This is a genomic window from Listeria tempestatis (assembly GCF_963575625.1).
In the GTDB taxonomy this organism is placed as follows: Bacteria; Bacillota; Bacilli; order Lactobacillales; family Listeriaceae; genus Listeria; species Listeria tempestatis.
Window position 1 is genome coordinate 1 of the sequence record NZ_CAUYTK010000004.1, and the last position, 17,290, is coordinate 17,290.

20 protein-coding genes are annotated in these 17,290 nt (G+C 37.1%); 6 read left to right on the plus strand and 14 right to left on the minus strand.

Annotation, left to right across the window (positions count from 1 at the left end):
• Positions 1–216: 216 nt before the first annotated feature.
• The 6 genes from R8923_RS06615 to R8923_RS06640 form a co-directional block, all read right to left on the minus strand.
• Positions 217–483, minus strand: coding sequence for a hypothetical protein (locus R8923_RS06615; RefSeq protein ID WP_485871982.1), 267 nt, complete (start codon positions 481–483; stop codon positions 217–219).
• A gap of 274 nt (positions 484–757) precedes the next feature.
• Positions 758–1,459 (minus strand): hypothetical protein, encoded by a 702-nt coding sequence (locus R8923_RS06620; protein ID WP_485871983.1) that lies wholly within the window; start codon positions 1,457–1,459, stop codon positions 758–760.
• A gap of 281 nt (positions 1,460–1,740) precedes the next feature.
• A complete protein-coding gene (locus tag R8923_RS06625; RefSeq protein WP_485871984.1) occupies positions 1,741–1,986 on the minus strand; it encodes an SH3 domain-containing protein in 246 nt (81 codons plus the stop codon).
• 441 nt (positions 1,987–2,427) lie between these two features.
• Positions 2,428–2,811, minus strand: a complete 384-nt coding sequence (locus R8923_RS06630) for a DUF423 domain-containing protein (RefSeq protein WP_485871985.1) — start codon at positions 2,809–2,811, stop codon at positions 2,428–2,430.
• A 13-nt stretch (positions 2,812–2,824) separates the two neighbouring features.
• Complete coding sequence (locus R8923_RS06635) at positions 2,825–3,097, minus strand: YwdI family protein (protein ID WP_485871986.1); 273 nt, start codon at positions 3,095–3,097, stop codon at positions 2,825–2,827.
• Positions 3,098–3,100: 3 nt separating this feature from the next.
• Positions 3,101–3,658, minus strand: a complete 558-nt coding sequence (locus R8923_RS06640) for a maltose acetyltransferase domain-containing protein (RefSeq protein ID WP_485871987.1) — start codon at positions 3,656–3,658, stop codon at positions 3,101–3,103.
• Positions 3,659–3,811: 153 nt separating this feature from the next.
• On the opposite strand from R8923_RS06640, the gene R8923_RS06645 reads away from it, so the two are divergent.
• From R8923_RS06645 to R8923_RS06655, 3 genes are all read left to right on the plus strand, one after another.
• Positions 3,812–4,678: a Cof-type HAD-IIB family hydrolase gene (locus tag R8923_RS06645; protein WP_485871988.1), complete on the plus strand. Its 867-nt coding sequence runs from the start codon at positions 3,812–3,814 to the stop codon at positions 4,676–4,678.
• Positions 4,679–4,695: 17 nt separating this feature from the next.
• Complete coding sequence (pdxK, locus tag R8923_RS06650) at positions 4,696–5,511, plus strand: pyridoxine/pyridoxal/pyridoxamine kinase (protein WP_485871989.1); 816 nt, start codon at positions 4,696–4,698, stop codon at positions 5,509–5,511.
• Positions 5,512–5,687: 176 nt separating this feature from the next.
• The gene (locus R8923_RS06655; protein WP_485871990.1) at positions 5,688–6,251 is read left to right on the plus strand and encodes a DUF420 domain-containing protein; all 564 of its coding nucleotides are present in this window, start codon (positions 5,688–5,690) and stop codon (positions 6,249–6,251) included.
• A gap of 424 nt (positions 6,252–6,675) precedes the next feature.
• Here R8923_RS06655 and R8923_RS06660 read toward each other — a convergent pair whose 3' ends face one another.
• The 3 genes from R8923_RS06660 to R8923_RS06670 form a co-directional block, all read right to left on the minus strand.
• On the minus strand, positions 6,676–7,578 hold the full coding sequence (locus R8923_RS06660) for an alpha/beta hydrolase (protein WP_485871991.1): 903 nt from the start codon (positions 7,576–7,578) through the stop codon (positions 6,676–6,678).
• Positions 7,579–7,656: 78 nt separating this feature from the next.
• The gene (locus tag R8923_RS06665; RefSeq protein ID WP_485871992.1) at positions 7,657–8,385 is read right to left on the minus strand and encodes a metallophosphoesterase; all 729 of its coding nucleotides are present in this window, start codon (positions 8,383–8,385) and stop codon (positions 7,657–7,659) included.
• Positions 8,386–8,444: 59 nt separating this feature from the next.
• Positions 8,445–8,648 carry an Lmo0654 family protein gene (locus R8923_RS06670; RefSeq protein WP_485871993.1) on the minus strand — a complete coding sequence of 68 codons (204 nt, stop codon included), beginning with the start codon at positions 8,646–8,648 and terminating at the stop codon, positions 8,445–8,447.
• 177 nt (positions 8,649–8,825) lie between these two features.
• Between R8923_RS06670 and R8923_RS06675 the strand changes: the two genes are divergently transcribed.
• Positions 8,826–9,668, plus strand: a complete 843-nt coding sequence (locus R8923_RS06675) for a DUF975 family protein (RefSeq protein ID WP_485871994.1) — start codon at positions 8,826–8,828, stop codon at positions 9,666–9,668.
• Positions 9,655–10,185, plus strand: a complete 531-nt coding sequence (locus R8923_RS06680; RefSeq protein WP_485871995.1) for a GNAT family N-acetyltransferase — start codon at positions 9,655–9,657, stop codon at positions 10,183–10,185. Before R8923_RS06675 ends, R8923_RS06680 begins: the two co-directional genes overlap by 14 nt.
• Before the next feature lie 27 nt (positions 10,186–10,212).
• Here the strand turns inward: R8923_RS06680 and R8923_RS06685 are convergent, their stop codons facing one another.
• The 5 genes from R8923_RS06685 to bcaP form a co-directional block, all read right to left on the minus strand.
• Positions 10,213–10,866 carry a GntR family transcriptional regulator gene (locus tag R8923_RS06685; RefSeq protein ID WP_485871996.1) on the minus strand — a complete coding sequence of 218 codons (654 nt, stop codon included), beginning with the start codon at positions 10,864–10,866 and terminating at the stop codon, positions 10,213–10,215.
• Positions 10,867–11,259: 393 nt separating this feature from the next.
• A complete protein-coding gene (locus R8923_RS06690) occupies positions 11,260–11,901 on the minus strand; it encodes a GntR family transcriptional regulator (RefSeq protein WP_485871997.1) in 642 nt (213 codons plus the stop codon).
• 21 nt (positions 11,902–11,922) lie between these two features.
• Positions 11,923–12,876, minus strand: a complete 954-nt coding sequence (locus R8923_RS06695; RefSeq protein WP_485871998.1) for a magnesium transporter CorA family protein — start codon at positions 12,874–12,876, stop codon at positions 11,923–11,925.
• 50 nt (positions 12,877–12,926) lie between these two features.
• Positions 12,927–13,787, minus strand: a complete 861-nt coding sequence (locus tag R8923_RS06700) for a VOC family protein (protein ID WP_485871999.1) — start codon at positions 13,785–13,787, stop codon at positions 12,927–12,929.
• A 72-nt stretch (positions 13,788–13,859) separates the two neighbouring features.
• Positions 13,860–15,263, minus strand: a complete 1,404-nt coding sequence (bcaP, locus tag R8923_RS06705) for a branched-chain amino acid transporter BcaP (protein WP_485872000.1) — start codon at positions 15,261–15,263, stop codon at positions 13,860–13,862.
• A gap of 185 nt (positions 15,264–15,448) precedes the next feature.
• Here bcaP and R8923_RS06710 point away from each other — a divergent pair, with 185 nt between their 5' ends.
• Complete coding sequence (locus R8923_RS06710) at positions 15,449–17,272, plus strand: LTA synthase family protein (RefSeq protein WP_485872001.1); 1,824 nt, start codon at positions 15,449–15,451, stop codon at positions 17,270–17,272.
• Positions 17,273–17,290 lie beyond the last annotated feature (18 nt).

A 17,290-nucleotide genomic window follows, 5' to 3' on the forward strand; every position in this document is an offset into this window, starting at 1 on the left:
CAATTATAATATAACATACTACTATTTTACCGTCCATGTAGATTTTGTAAATTTTTTGGAAAAATGGACATGATAAAGAAGGGCGTTTTTTCACCCTTCTTTTTAGGTAGCTTATCCATTTCGAAATCTCTCCATAAGCGTTGGTCAGTGTTATCTGTTTTCATAATATAAGTCAAGTTCTAATCCCTCCAGTTCGCTATAATTAGTCAAAACGAACTATTCTCCATCATCAAAAATATAAATATAATCTACTTTGTGAATGGATTGCATCAACGCCCACATTGAGTTAAAACTAAAATTCCCAATATTATTCTCATAAAAAGTTGAATCTTGGGCGGTTTCGCCTAACTCAGAACACTCTCCGGCACTTAGAAGCTCTTCAACTTTTGCCGCTTTTGTATAATGATGTTGAAGCTTGAAGCCTGTACTATTTAAATCCCCGTCATGCTGTAAAAAAATTCCTTCAAACTTGTTATTTTCCACCTTAGTGTTTTTTTAATTTCTTCAAATTTATTTCTAAAACCAAACAACCCCCCACAAAAATGTGGGGGTAATCTTGAAAAGTTCATCGAAAAATATTTTGTACATTATCAAATAATTATACTTTACACAAGTAACTAACTTAAATCTTAACAAACATAATTATTTTTTTAACTTTTGGATTAATTTAAACACGATATATACTACTAGAACAGTTAGTGCAATCGCCAACACTAAACCTAGAATACTAACGCTTCCCATTTATTCACCTCTTCTATTATATGCCATATAAATTAAACGTTCCTGATGTTGTTGTAACAGAAACATAAGTCGTAGCATAACTGTATACTGGCAGTATTGCGGTATATTTCCGTTTTGAATCTAAATAATTCACTGTCGCACCTTTTTTACTTGTTGTGCTAGAAAGTGAAGACTTGTGAATAAGTCCGACGTATGTGCCACTGTTTCCGATCACTCCATAAGTATTTTGTGATACTACAGTTTTTATTTTTGTTACTTTAGCGCTCCCACTTTTTATTTTAGCTGTTGTTTTTCCAGAGTACCACTGCCCGCCAACTGAGAGGCTATTGATGTGGCTTGAAATTTTCCCATAAAAATTAACTTTCACACCCATAGAAGTTTTGGTTTTATTAAATGAACGACTAACAGTCCCTTTGTAGAAATATACGCCACGGAATATTGGATTTTGATTGAGTACCCTCGTATCTTGTATGGAATAATGAACAATAAATTCAGCGTCTTCTATTGAAAACGACTCTCCTTCTTTATAGCGACTTGCAATTAGTCCAAAACGTTGATCAACTTGCTGCTTATTTAAATCTTTATTTCTAATATATTGAATTTCATTGCTTGTTGGCAAATTTGTATTATCTTCTGCGCATGCTTCTTTTGGCACTAGAGATATAACCAACGATAGCCCTAAAGCGATAAATAAACACAAACCTAACTTTTTAAACATTTTCACTCCTCTTTTTAGTTATGTTACAAATCGAGCATAACATAACTATTACTTTTAAAGTGTGCCCAGTTTGTGTATATTTATGAATAAAAACGATATAAAGTTGCACTATCCACCCTTGACAAACTACAAAAAATAAACCCTACAAAAATGCGGGGTTTATCAGTTCATTGATGGTTATAGTTCACTGTTTATTTCAATGTTCCAAAAGGTTCTGCATTCTTGCTGTTGTCCGCACTTGCTTTCCCCGCACATGCCCATGCCCTTTTTCCATTTGAACGCTAGTATTGCACCCAGATATCACCATCGGAAAAAGCCACGCGGGAATAGTGCACTTTTTCCCCTTTTGTTAGTTTCGCCACTTGCACCGCTTTCACTTTCGGCTCGTATTTGATTGCGACGGTTGTTTGAGCCGTATACACACCTTTTTCATTAAACTGGCGATCTGCTTTCTTTTTCGGTGCCGTTGTTGGCGGTTTAGCGTGTGTAAGGTCCAAGGCTTGACCTACTAAATGAAAACTCTTCATCGTCTATGATGCTCCTGTTTTTACATTCTCCGATTGCTGTTCTTTTCTGCTAAATCAAAATCTCGACTTTCACCTTCTGCGCCCATTTGCCCAAAGGAAAGAAATGGAAATGATGAAACCCAACATTTGACAAAGAAAAAGGATTGACGAGGCAAGTAGTAGTAAAATGATGATTCAACAAAGGATTTGGCACATAACAGGATCGCAAATAACCAAAAAAAAGACGCCATAGCCTCATATAAGCCAACTAGCGCCACAAAAAGGGAGTTTAAGGTAAGAAAGGATAACTTATTACTAAAAAGGGAGAAAAAGTGAATAAGTTATCGTTGCTTATGATAGTTAAATACCCCGCAAAAATATAAATAATCCTCTTTTTCAAAATGATTATATTAAAGTTTTATGACGAAAGACTTTTGTTTGAAATAAAATGTTGGTGTCTTTTTAAAATGAATGGTAAACGCGACGCGACTTTGCTATGGCAATGATGAAACAAAGCCAGCCTGAAATAAAACAAACGCCGCCAATTGGTGTAATGGCTCCTAAAAATGTGATTTTCGTGATACTTAAAATATATAGACTGCCAGAAAACAATACGATGCCCGCTGAAAACAGTATTATTGCAGCGCTAATGAGGCGACTATCTCGTTTTTCTTGGATGACGCCACAAATTAAAATCGCGACAGCGTGGAACATTTGGTACTGAACGCCCGTTTCGTATGTGGCGGTGTAGCTACCCAAAATATCCTTTAATGCATGGGCACCGAAAGCGCCAATCATGACGGCAAGCATCGCAAAAACGCCGCCGGTTATAAGACCTTTTTTCATCATTTTCCCCCTTTTAGAAATCAAACAGCGAATCGCCATTCGCGCCGTCTGACATTTCGAGTTTTTCTCCTTGGTTTAAAGCCGGAGGAACAGTTGGTGTGTTCACCTTTTGAATGTTCGCCGCATCATTTTGTGTCGCAACATCCGTTTTAGTTTCAGAAAGAGCTAGTTCTGTTAGAATTTTTAACGCATGAAGATGCGCTTTTTGTTCGGCGCCACGAAGTTCTTTCGCCTGACGCAGCTCTTCCTCCATTTTTTGAAATAATGCCTGATCTGAAACGTTCACCTTTTAAACTCCTTTAACTTCTTTAATAATGCGCGCTGGGTTGCCGCCAATGACAACATTGTCACCAAAACTTTTTGTGACAACGGCACCTGATGCCACAACAACGTTATCGCCAAGCGTGACACCGGGATTAATAACGGCTCGTCCGCCAATCCAGGCATTATTACCAATTTTAACGGGCTTGCCTAGTTCGAGCCCACTATTTCGTTCAGTCGGTTCAAGAGGATGCGTCGCGGTGTAGATATGCACACCTGGAGCGAACATACAATTATCACCAATATGTATTTCGCATACATCGAGCATGACGCAATCAAAATTCGCAAAGAAATTTTCACCAAGATAAATATTTGAGCCATAATCAACGCGAAGTGTCGGCTCTATAAATACTTTTTCACCGGTTTTGCCAAATAGGCGTTTTAGGAGTTCTGACCGCGTTACTGCGTCCATCGTATCATTAATTTCACGTATAAGTTTGCGTGCACGCATGCGACCATGCGCGAGTTCATGATCTGAAGGGTTATATAATTCGCCTGCAAGCATTTTTTCGACTTCTTTTTTCAAATTCTAACACCTCTTTCCACTATACTTCACGCTTTATTATAGCTAACTTTCACGGGGGACGCAAAATGTGGCGCTTTTTAAACAAGACAACTGCATTTTTATCTAAAAAGTGCTATGCTATTTAAAGGGAAAACATTAGGAGGATTCTTATTTATGATTAAAGTTATTGCTTCTGATATGGACGGAACGCTATTAAATTCCGACATACGTGTTACTGAGGAGAATGTAAAAGCGATTGAATTCGCAAGAACTAAGGGTGTCCATTTTGTTTTATGTACTGGACGTATGTATGATGATGCAATGTCACTAATTCACAAAGCAAATTTGTATGCCCCAGCCATTTGTATGAACGGCGCGGAAGTGCGTAATGAACATGGAAAAATTTTGTTACAACATACACTCGACAAAGATATTGCGCGAAAAACATTTCAAATTCTATCTGATTTGGGCATGTATACGGAATTATTTACTGATATTGGACCAATTTCGACAAACAAAGAACAGGGAAAAGAATTTTTGATTGAAATGTATCACAAAATGCATCCAGACAAGCCTGTAAAAAAAATTACCGAACAAATTGAAGAACGCTTTCAGGCGAAAGATGTGCATGAAATTAAGGATGTCAATCGGATTTTTGAAAATGAGGAGATGAACATCTTGAAATTCATTTCGTTTTCGCCAAATCCTGATATTTTAAAACGGGCCAAAAAAGAACTGAGTGTGTCTAATGAACTTGCGATTACATCTTCATTTTCTGACAACATCGAAATCACGAATCGCGCGGCGCAAAAAGGGATTTCATTGCAATATTATGTGGAGCGTCTTGGGGTTTCGCTTGAAGAAACTTTTGCGATTGGCGACAATATGAATGATCTTTCAATGCTTAAAATGGCTGGCTATAGTGTGGCGATGGGAAATGCTGAGCCAGAAGTCAAAAAGCGTGCCAAATATGAAACGACAACAAATGATGAGCATGGTGTTGCAAAAGCCATTTATAAAATGCTTGAAACAAATGATTAATTTTGGGAGGATTTAAAATGACAATAAAAAAAACGTTAACTGTTGCTGGTTCTGATTCTAGTGGCGGTGCTGGTATCCAAGCTGATTTAAAGACATTTGAAGAATATGGAACTTTTGGATTTTCTGCGCTCACAACGATTGTGACGATGGATCCAGATAATAATTGGTCACACGGTGTGACACCTATTGATTGGAAGCTTGTGCAGGAGCAACTTAAAACTATTTTGTCTGGTGGTCCTGTTGACGCAATGAAAACGGGAATGCTAGGCTCGGTAGATATTATTAAAGCGACTCGCGAAGCCATTGATGCACACGATTTAACCAATATTGTTATTGATCCTGTGATGGTTTGTAAGGGCGAGGATGAGCTTATTCAACCGGAAAATGCGGAGGCAATTCGTGATTTGTTGCTTCCAGTTGCGACTGTCACAACGCCCAACTTGTTTGAAGCGGGACAGCTTTCTGGTCTTGGCAAATTAAAGACAGTTGAGGACATGAAAGCGGCAGCTAAAAAAATTCATGAACTCGGTGTAAAATATGTAGTTATTAAAGGCGGAAAAGCACTAGAAAGCGATAAAGCGATTGATTTAATGTATGACGGCAATGACTTTACGATTTATGAAGTGGAAAAAGTGAATACGAACTATAACCACGGTGCTGGTTGTACGTTTGCGGCAGCAATTACTGCGGGGCTTGCGAAAGGTTTATCTGTTCCTGAAGCTGTGGCTAAAGCAAAAGACTTTGTGACAGCTGCCATTCAAAGCGGTTTTGCTTTAAACAAGTTTATCGGTCCTGTTTGGCACGGAGCTTATAATAAAGCGGAAAATCGTTAATTCTTAAACGTAAAAAAGTAGACTGATGATAAACGACAGGAATCTTATGTATGTCTTGGCAAGTAACACGGTCAAGAAACTTCGAAGATTGCCATTTGTCATTAGTCTATTATTTTGTTATTCGATATAATCATGTATAATGATTGTGAACTTATTTTAAGGGGGATTTATTTTACATGGAACAAAATAAAGAGAAATTAACGCCTGCGGCAACGGATAAAAATTATTTTTGGCCGATTATGATTTTTTCTGCTGTGGCTGTTATTATTATTTTATTACTTTTCTTTTCACCAATTGGTTATCAAGGTGCCGTTCATTTTGACTTGACAATTTTCCCAAGAATAAATGCTATTTTTAATAGCTTCACTTTTGTGTTCTTAGTCATTGCACTTTGGGCCATCATTGTGAAAAAAAATATTAAATTGCATCGCGGTTTTATTTTAGCGGCTTTCACTTCAACATTATTTTTCCTTGTATCGTATTTAACATTCCATTTTCTTTCAGCAGAAACAAGTACATTTGGCGGAACTGGATTTGTTCGTCCGATTTATTTTTTCATTCTTATCACACATAGCTTTTTGGCTGCTGTTGTCGTGCCACTTGCGCTGTTCGCACTCGTTTGGGGCTGGACAATGCAAGTTGACAAACATAAAAAAATTGTTCGTTGGACGATGCCAATTTGGCTTTATGTTAGTTTAACTGGCGTTTTAGTTTATTTGTTTATGGCGCCTTATTACTAAACAAAGAAAGTCACTTAGCATACACATTTTAGTAACAATAAAAAGAACCTAAAATCAAGCAGTTATCCCATTTATACAATGGTGCTCACTTGGTCTTAGGTTTTTTATTGCGATTCCAACTTGTTTTACAATAGATAAAGCTACTCTTTTTCAAAAAATAAGTCTTGCTTCTCCTCAATGATTTGCACTTCATTTTTTGGAACCCATTTTTATCTGTTCGTTCGAAATTCATTTCCTTTGCTAGCTTAGCATTGTCAGTGCCTAAACACAATGTACGGTTAAAAAGTACCATGACTAAATCAATAATCAATGTGTATAGTGAGATTAAAAAGCAGTCAAGCTACTTGATTATAAATAATCACAATACAGGCAGAGAAATTCCCTCATTTTTTCTACCTGTATTGTGATTAGCAAATGGCTATCTTTATTTTTTCACATTTGGAACAGTATCTAGATTTGAATCGTTGTCGCTCTCCATTCCATCTGGTAAGTTCCATAAAAATTGACTTAATAAGGCATCTACTTCAAAGTTTTCATGTAAGCCGCTATGCGTTATATTTGTTCCAGAGACAAGGCGTTCTTGGTATTTGCCTTTTGGAAAAAAATTCTTCGCATAAAATACGCTATCCACTTGAACTAGCCCATCTGTTCCTGTATGATTTTGATTCCCTGCAATGGCGAGCATTTGAATATTTTTTGGAATCCTTGTTTTGTTTTTCACAAGATTTCTAAGCGCATCAGAGCCGGCTTTTAAATCATGGGCGGCGGGGTCTTTTTGTAGTTTAAAGTAGTCCGCTTTATCAATGCCATTAAACGGGGTTGCGATTGCAATAAACTTTTGTGGTACGGGATATGCGGCGTCTACTGGCGTATTTTCGAGATAGCTTAAAATGGCTAGCCCGCCCATAGAATGGCCGACTAAATTGACTGTTTTAATATGTTCTTTCTCCCGAATGTATTTCATTGCATTTTGGAGCCATAGCGTTTGTTTAGCGAGGCTCGCTCTGTTGTCTGCAAATAAAATTTGTATCGCTGAATCGCCATTTTTATAATTGCTATCAAGATGCCCTCTTACCTTTAATTGACCGTTTGGCTTAATCATAATTTGCATCGCAATGTGTTTAGAACTAGAGTCACTTCCAATTCGACTTAATAAATGACCAAATGAGTTCGCCGTTCCTTTATATCCATGAACAAAAACTGTTGGAATAATCGTTTCCTTCGCTTTTGCCTCTTCTTGTTGTGTTTTTACATATATAACACCAAAAAAGGTGACTATAGAAACAAAAAACACGGCCAGCAAACTTAATACGGTTGCTTTCCGCATGAAGACACTTCCTTTTAACTAGAATGAGACTATTGTAGCAAAATACATAGAAAATCGCTATCCATCAAACGATTCACTTTATTTTGTTTCAAAAGGCTCATTTTTTCCAACTCGGTATAATTTTGTCACGGCTTGTTCCTCCACAACAATAGCATTTAAGCTGCCACCAAATACCGCTCCACCATCAATTCCAAGGCGTGTTTGATCTTTTGAAATCCAAATATTGCTCGAGCCATCACTATGTAAATTTTGGACAGGCGTATGTCCGAAAATAAATACTTTGCCAGTACGATTTTCTCCAAATAAGAAAGGTTCACGAATCCAGTAGAATAGCTTTTCTTCCGTCTCATGCCAGTCGGGAATCGCCAAGTCCACTCCTGCATGAACAAAAACGTACTGCTTTTCTTCGTAGTATAAAGGGAGGTTTTGAATAAAATTAATGAGTTCCCCTGATTCCTCCACAACACGCTTACTAAGCTCATCTGGCGTAATTTTCTCTTCAATATTTTCCCGCAAAAGCGATTGAATGGTCTCCATGCCACCTTGGCTAATGTAATATGCCATTTTTTCTGATGGGTCGCTTAACCAATCAAGTAGCATTTTTTCATGATTACCGGTTAACACAATGACATCATATTTTTCGGATAATTGTTTAACAAGTCGAAGTACAGCACCTGGATTTTCACCTCGATCAATTAAATCTCCTACAAATAAAAGGCGTTCCTCTTCCCGGTTCCAGTTCTCAAGAATTTTTTCAAGTAAGCCTATTTCACCATGCACATCGCCAACAACAAAAATCGGTTTCAAACGTATTCACCTCTATTTCAAACAAAAACGTCCGATTAAAAAGGACGCTTTATGCCTATTTATTCAATCGAATCTTTTTTTAAGTGTTTTTCAATTTTTTTGATTTCAAGTCTGATACCGCTAAGTCTTACTTCAGCAGCATTCATTGGACCGTTTTGCAACTGTGGATCCTCAAAGTCACGCGACTCTGCAACTAAATCCTGATATTCATGTCTAAGTTCTAGTAAGCGGTCCTCTAATTCTCTCCGTTCAGCTTCTTTCACAAACAACACCTCCATCAAAAAATCAAAGACTAACTCTCCTTTTCCCTAAAAATAGAAAAACAATCCTCTTTTATTAATAATTTAGAAGAAATTTTAAATTATCAGCCTTTTGCTGTAACTCCTGATTAGAATATGCTATTTTAAGTACATAAAGATTAATAAAAGGAGAGGTTTTTTATGTTAACAAATGCAGAAATGCGGCGTGCTGCAAAAAGTGCATTGCAGGGACATTGGGGAATATCGATTGGTGTTTATTTTCTTAGTACGATTATTACAGCAGCTGTTTCAGGTGCAGTAGGTTGGATTCCAGTAATAGGCTGGGTAGCTGGCATGCTCATCACAGGACCTATATCAATAGGTGTCACTTGGTTTTTCTTAGCGATTAGTCGACAAGATGAACCAGATATTGCCTATATGTTTAGTGCATTTAAAGATTTTGGTCGAACTTTTCTAGCTTTTTTACTTGTTTCTATTTTTACACTTTTGTGGTCACTCTTATTCATTATTCCAGGAATTATTAAAGGTTATTCTTATTCCCAAACTTTCTTTATTTTAAGAGATAATCCACAAATTTCAGCACTTGATGCTATTACAGAAAGTCGACACATGATGAATGGCTATAAAGGGAAATTATTTGGTCTTTCGCTTACTTTCTTGCTTTGGTATTTAATTCCTATCGCTATCTTTATCGCATCAGCCATTATTGTTAGTATTGGTGCATTCACTGGGGAATATAATTATACAAACGGCGGTGATACGGTTATTAATGCCATGGGCTTTGGCCTTTCTGTAGGAGGACTTTTCCTAATTTTACTTGGTTGGCTCGTGATGATGGCTATTTCTATCTATCTGCTTCCATATATGACAACAACATTTGCTGTTTTCCATGATGAATTATTCGGTGGAATGGCATCCTCACAGGAAGACGAAACTCCGTATTTTGATGACACATTCTCTTTCAAAAAAGATGAGTCAAACTTTGAACAATCGGAGGAAGAAAAACCCGATGCACCAAAATAAATTTACAATAAATAACATCGACTTCCAGATTCGGCAAGCTACTCCAAAAGATTATCAAGACATTGAAAAATTAATGCTTGACACTGCTACTTGGTTAAAAAAATCGGGTTCTACGCAGTGGAATGATATTTTAAATGGGACAGACGTCCACCAAATAAGTGAGCGCATCAAACAAAATGAAGTTTTTCTTTTAACCCAAAAAAATCAAACAGCAGGAACAATGATTGTGCGGCGGACCCCAAGCAATTGGGATAAAAATTTATGGGAAGAACGTGCTGCAGAACCTGCGTTTTACATCCACCGCCTGATGATCGCAAGGGCCTATAAAGGTCTGAGGCTTTCATCTCGAATGCTACAATTCGCCGAAGAACTAGCTGCTCTATCACATATTCCTTACGTCCGTTTAGACACACTCGCTTCCAATAAAATGCTCAACCAATTATATGCCACAACTTTTAGCTTTCTAAATGATAAAGATGGCTATAGTTTATATCAAAAAAAAGTGCAACCCTCTTAGAAGGGTCGCACTTTTTTATTTCCAGGATTAACGAAAAGCATATGTGCCGTAATTTAAAAATAGTTTTTTAATTTCTAAAAAGGCATTTTCATAGTCTTTCTTATCCAAAAATGAAATAATTACACCAAATTGTTTGATGTTACGTTCACGCATTTCTTCGTTGTGATTCGTAATTGCATCTGCAGAAAAGTATTTAATGTTGAAAAATACTTTCTTGGCCATATCTTTAAAATAAGGATTTCCAGAGTAGTTGATTAATCGTAAGAAAAATTGATGTTCATTAAAAATGTATTCATCCAAATCGCGTAAATAAGAAGCCCGATCCATAGATTGTACACATTTTTCAAGCTCTTTGATATCCATTTCTTCCTCTGATTGTTCAATTCTATCGAATGTTGCTTTCACAAATAGTTCGATAACTTCAAGAAGTTGCACATAACGTGTGGAATCAACAATCGAATCCTTAACAACGACTCCGCTGTAAGTGCGGTAATCTAAAACACCTTCTGCTACTAAAGCAGTAATTGCTTTTCTGATTGGCGAACGACTTACGCCTAGCTCTTTTGACAATCGTTCTTCTGTTAGATGTTCGTCTGGCTTCAATTCACCATTCTTAATCTTTTCAATGACACTGTAATAAACAACCTTATCAAGGGTTTTGTATTCTCGTTTACTTTTCAAAATTCTAACGCTCCTTCAACCGATGAACTTTCTCATATTATATCATATGCTTCTCACGAAACAAAGCTAGTTTTTTTTGAATGCATCATCTTCCCTATTTTAATGTATCTTCATATGTAGAAAATAAAAAACTCAAAATGTGGATTATTTTAGAAAGATAGTTTGTGAAACTGCTATACATAGCCATTTATTTATTTTCCTCATAATAAAATTTAGAAGAAAAAATTTTTGTTCATAATAAAGTTAGTTTTTGTGTACTAAAAAAATAGGTCTTTATAACCATTTTATCCCCGATGGCTTTTTCCAACACTATCGAACAATCCGCGCAAAAAATAATTATACGCTTCATGCACTTAGTATGTGATGAGAAATGCTCTTTATTCTCATCTCGTATTAACGAAAAGTTTGTATAATATATTGATTCATAATAGTTTGCACTTCTTTTCTAGCGCTATCGAAATCATTGTCTTGCATATTTTGAAGTATTGTTTCTAAACATTGTATTGTTTTTTCAGCTAAAATAAAAGGAATGATTTTAATATCTTTTTGTGCTTTTAAGTTAAAATCATTTTCAATCATTTGCACAAATCGGTTAGCATAAGTATTTTGCATCAAACGAATGAAAGCGAAGAAGCAATTGAATAACTCCGCTATAAATTGCTCCTCTGCTCCTTTTTTATAAAGCAGCTTTAATTGCTCGATTTCATTTTTAAAGTATGTCACATCTATTTGAATTCGCTTATTTTCTATTTTATTCAAAGTCTGATTTACCATGACTTCTGATATCTCTAACAACTCTACGAATCGATTAACAGACATACTACTTTCGATGACAATGGCGCCTCGGTTTGCGCGAACTTCGACTAATCCTTCTTTCTCCAAGCTGACTAAGGCTTTTCGGACAGGTGTACGGCTAATTTTCAGCTCATCTGCAATGACAGTTTCAGTCACTCGGTCTCCTACTCGCAAATTCCCACTCAATATTTTCTCTTTTATCGTATGATAAGCTAGTTTTTCGTATGTTTGTTTTTCCATTCTGCTTCCTCCTATGTCAAACTAGAAATATTTTTTTCGCCAAAAAACAACCGTCACAATGAGTGTAAGAACAATTGTAAACAACATAATCCCTGAAAAAGCATTTGCCTCTTGAGCAAAAGGTAGTTTAACATTCATCCCGTAAATGCTGCTAACAATTGTTGGAAGAGATAAAATAATCGTAAAAGAAGTTAAAAACTTCATGACCATATTTAAATTGTTGGAAATGACGGATGAAAAAATATCTGACATCCCACTTATAATTTGTGTATATGTATCCGTCATCGCAATGGCTTGTTTATTTTCGATGACCACATCGCGAAGCAAATCATGGTTTTCTTGATTTTGCATAAAATGTTCCACATCTTGCATCTTGTCTAAAATTGCTTTATTCGATTGTAAGGCGGTAGCAAAAAACACTAGACTTTTTTGGACAGCCATAAATGCATAAAGCTGTTCATTTTTCATCGCTTGCTTGATTTTCCCTTCCAGTTCATTCATCAAACGAATTAATTGATCCAAGTATTTTAAATAAAAATAAGAAACTGCATAAAGAATTTGCAGTAAAAAACGGGTATGATTAGCCGTATCATAATTATCGATTGGCGTTTTAATAATTGATGTTAAAACGGGCACCTCGCGTATCGAAATTGTCATAAAAATGTCATCTGCTAAAACAATACCAATTGGCATTGTTTCATATGTGGCATAGCCCATCTCATCTTTCGTTTCATAAGGACAGTCCACAATGACAAGCGAATGGCGTTTTTCTTCATCCGTCCGCTTCAATTCGATTCGTGACCGCTCCTCCTCATCAAGCGCATCATGAAAATAATGTTTTGGTATGTGATACGTCGCACTCAGTTCTTCAATCTCAGCTGCAGACGGTGAGACAACTTTAATCCAGCATCCCTTTTTAGCGGCTTCCAATTTTTTCATTTCTTGCTTGCTGTGCGCTGCGTAGAATTCAATCATTTGGTTTCCCCCGTTTATCCAAAAAAGATATCTTTATTCTACCAACTTTTTTACATTTTGTCTGTTTCAAAATTCGAACCATCTTCTAGCACAATTAAAATTCCGTTTGGATCACTGACTTGTAAACCAAAAGGGTGTTTTTCCATTTCATAACCTGCTTTTAGAAGACGCGCTTCCCATTCTTTCATTTTAGACGTTAAAATTGTAAAGTAGGCCAAGCCTGTTTCATTTTCTGCACGCGGGAATAAATTTCTGCCCGCCCAAATATTACTGCCGATATGGTGATGATAACGACCTTCTGCAAAAAAACGGGCCGACGGAATTTTGGTTTGAATGTTTAAACCAAGAATCTTTCCATAAAATTCTTCTGTTGCTTCGATGTCACGTACTTGTAGATGAACATGCCCGATCTTAGTTTCCGGGTGGATTTGCTGGAACGGTTCTCGCGTAGCCGCATCAATAATGGCGTCTGCATCAACTTCTTCTGTTACAGCAGGGTAAGTTCCGTCCGCGTTTATACGCCATTTGGCAAATGGACGGTCACGGTAAATCTCGATGCCATTCCCTTCCGGATCCGCCAAATAAATAGCTTCACTGTAGGCATGATCACCCGCCCCGTCAAGTGGGTACTTCGATTTAATCAAATGAATCAGCATATCCCCAAGCGCCGCGCGATTTGGTAGTAAAAACGCCATATGAAACAAACCCGACCTCGGCGCATCAGGTTTTTTACCGTTTACTACTTTTTCTAGAATGAGAAGCGTGTCGCCGTTTTTTTCCGCACCAAACAACACCTTACTCTCCGTTTCTGCTTGTTTCACAAGACCGAGAATCGTTGAATAAAAGCTCTCCATTTTGGCTAAATTCGCCACTTTTAAAACGACCGCACCTAACTTAAACGTGTCACTCATCGCTCATTTCCCCCTTTAAAGTTTGTACCTTCTATTACAACATAAGGGGGGAAAAAATGCGAATAATTCAACTTACTTTTTGTAAGTCTCTTGTTTTTCTAGTGTACTGTGTTTCTTCCCATATCCAAAATAAATCACAACTCCAACAACAAACCAAATACCGCATACAATCCAGGTAAGCGTTTCTAGGCGTGTAATAAGGAATCCACAAAGTAAGAAGGATATAACAGGTAAAACAGGATAGAATGGTGTTTTAAAGCTTCCAGGCGCAATTTCTTTATTTTTCCTTAAGAATAAAATACCAAGAGAAACCATCATAAACGCAATTAAAGTCCCCATATTAACGAGCTCTGCTAGTTTTCCAAGTGGAACAAGACCTGCCAAAACAGCAACGACTGATGCATAAATCCACGTATTTTTAACAGGCGTTTTATGTTTTGGATCTATTTCAGCTAACACTTTCGGCAGTAGACCATCTCGACCCAGCGCATAGACTAAACGCGTACCACCATATGTCATTACAAGGATAACTGTAAGCATCCCTACAACGGCACCTAAAGAAATAATTCCTGCAATCCAGTCTTGATTAATGACTTGAAGCGCAAACGCAACTGGATCAGTTACATTTAGTTCTGTATAAGGTACAATACCCGTCAAGACGACGGAGACGAGCATATAAAGAATGGTACAAATTAAAAGTGATCCGATAATTCCAATTGGCATGTTGCGTTTTGGATTTTTCACTTCTTCAGCGGCACTTGAAACCGCGTCAAATCCTAAATAGGCGAAGAAAACAAGCGCGGCTCCGTTTAGGACACCACTAAATCCAAATGGCATGAACGGGTGCCAATTGGATGGCTTCACATAAAATGCCCCAACGATGATGAAAAGCAGAATAACGCTTACTTTTAAAACAACCATAATTGTATTCACGCGAGTAGACTCACGAATCCCTTTTGTAAGTAAAAAAGCTGTAATGAAAATGATTAAAATGGCTGGAATATTTATATATGTCCCGGCAGCAGGATTAAAGGGACCTGAAATTGCCGTTGGGATTTCAATGTGGAATCCTTTTAAAAAGGCATTTAAATAAGACGACCAACCACTTGCAACAGAAGCAACAGCAAGCCCGTATTCAAGTAATAGCGCCCAGCCTAGCACCCAAGCAATGAATTCACCGAAAATAACATAACCATACGTGTAGGCACTACCTGCTACTGGTACAGAAGAGGCAAATTCTGAATAACAAAGGGCGGCAAGTGCGCAAACAACGGCTGCAATGATAAACGAAAAGACAATGGCTGGCCCGGAATGAAGCGCAGCAACGGTACCTGGTAAAATGAATATTCCCGTTCCAACAATGGCACCCACACCAAGGAGCATTAAATCAAAGGCACCAAGTGTTTGTTTTAATTGAATATGCCCTCCTTTTTTTGGCAATAAATCTTCAATTAATTTTTTTCTAAAAATAGACATGTAAACTCCCCTTAATGTAAAAATTATTATTTTATTATCATACCCTTTCACACTTTAAAGGTCAATGGCGTTAAAGTATCAACTCGCAAAATTTCCCACAATATTTGCACTTCAAAATGGGGTGCGTTAAAATAGATATAATTGGGGAAACTTAACCTATTTTTTTAAAGAAAGAGGCTTTTATTTTGTTAATTATTTACTTGCTTTTAATTGTTGGTCAATTTGCCTTAGCCTATTTCCAAGTTTTTCAAAACCCGAATTGGCTTAGCTTTACGGCTGATTTATCTTTTGTACTTATTTTACTACTCCTCATACATGCTTTTGTACGTCCTCGTGCGCAAGTGTATGTATATGCAGGACTCACGTGTTTTCTTGGAATTTTAATGCTTGTTTTCGTTCTTTATGGGCGTTTTTACAATGAAATTCCAACTTACCACAGTCTTTCACTAATTGGAGAAGTCGGTGTTGTAAAAGATAGCGCTACTAGCCTATTAAAATGGTATGATTGGCTATTTTTTGCGAATCTCCTCTTACTCCCGCTTGTTCTTTATTTGGATTTAAAAAAAGGGGTGCGTTTTAAAACTTTCCAATTGAAAAGAGGAACTTTTGGCATTTCGTTTACTGTTCTTATTCTTTTAATTGGCTTTTTCACATATGATATGATGCATAAAAATATTATTAGTGATACAAAACGTGCTGAAAAAATGGGCGTGTTTACATTCAATGTAGCAACTGCCTTCGCTGGAACAACTGACGTTCGTGCTGCAGATATTACAGCCAATAATATTCGTTCGATAAAAGGGGTTGACCTTAAAAAAAACCCAGATTACTTCGGCGTCGCGAAAGGAAAAAACTTAATTATTATCCAACTAGAATCTTTCCAGCGCAATTTAACTGGCGTGAAAATAAATGGTGAGTCCGTTACACCAACGCTTGATAAACTAGAAAGTGAAACACTCTATTCAGATTCCTTTTTCCAAACGGTTTCAAAATCCAATACAGCTGACGCGGAATGGTCTGTTTATACATCTACCTTCCCTAGTGGCTATTACACGAATACGCAAACTTACGGTGACCGCGTTATTCCGTCATTGCCGCGTACACTTTCTAAAAAGGGATATAAAACGGCAACCTTCCATACGAACGACGCGAGTTTCTATAATCGGGACAATTTTTATCCAGCAGTAGGGTTTGATAAGTTTTATGATCGTTCTTTCTTCGGCGACGATGACGTGATTGGTTTTTCGCCGAGTGATGAAGTTTTGTATAATAAAGCCATGCCGATTTTAGAAGAACATTATAAAAATGATGAAAATTTTTACGCTCAGCTTATTTCGGTAAGTAGTCATATGCCATTTAAGATTCCTGAAAACAAACAATCGCTTGACCTTCCAAAAAATTTGGAAGGAACAGAACTTGGAAATTATTTCCAAGCCGTGCATTATGCAGATAAGCAGCTTGGTGCCTTTATTGATAAATTAAAGGAAAATGGGATTTGGGATGATTCTGTCGTTGTGATGTACGGCGATCATCATATTATTGATACGACAAAATTAACTAACACTCAAAAAAGCTATGTCAATCGCTCTAGTGAACTAAAAGCTCAACCCGCTGACGATTATCGCATTCCGTTCTACCTCCACATTCCAGGCGTAGAAAAGACGGGGGAAATCAATAATATTGGCGGCGAAATTGACGTGATGCCAACCGTTCTAAACCTTCTCGGGATTAAAGCAACGGACCAAATTATGTTTGGGGAGGACATTTTAAATACACAAACGAATTTTGTGCCCGAACGCTACACCATGCCAGAAGGTAGCTACATGGCAAATGATTATATGTACGAACCAGATGAGAGCTTTGAAACAGGTAAAGCCACCTATTATAACGGTGCAAGTAAAGAGTTATCTTCTGATGTGAAAAAACGTTTTGAAGCCAGTCGAAAACTACTCCAGTATTCTGATAGCTATGTGAATAACTTGCCGAAACAAAAAGATGTTGAAAAATAAAAAAATGCCCTTCCAGCT